This is a genomic window from Microseira wollei NIES-4236 (assembly GCF_020521235.1).
Lineage (GTDB): Bacteria > Cyanobacteriota > Cyanobacteriia > Cyanobacteriales > Aerosakkonemataceae > Microseira > Microseira wollei.
In genome coordinates this window covers 1-255 of sequence record NZ_BLAY01000717.1, presented here as the reverse complement: position 1 = coordinate 255, position 255 = coordinate 1, and the positions used below count along the sequence as shown (strand labels likewise).

The window sequence follows — 255 nt, the reverse complement described above, 5'->3', positions numbered from 1 at the left end:
CATCTTTGGTTGATACCAAAGGTGATTGACGCCGTGCCCCTACATTGATTTATGGTTGTCGGGGCACGGCATTCTGCCATCTTTGGTTGATACCAAAGGTGATTGACGCCGTGCCCCTACATTGATTGATGGTTGTCGGGGCACGGCATTCTGCCATCTTTGGTTGATACCAAAGGTGATTGACGCCGTGCCCCTACATTGATTTATGGTTGTCGGGGCACGGCATTCTGCCATCTTTGGTTGATACCAAAGGTG

General features: G+C 50.2%; 1 protein-coding gene. It reads right to left on the bottom strand.

The features are described 5' to 3' along the window. Window positions 1-39: 39 nt before the first annotated feature. Window positions 40-255 (bottom strand): hypothetical protein (locus MiSe_RS50335; RefSeq protein WP_226595128.1); only part of this gene is annotated, 216 nt, incomplete at its 5' end.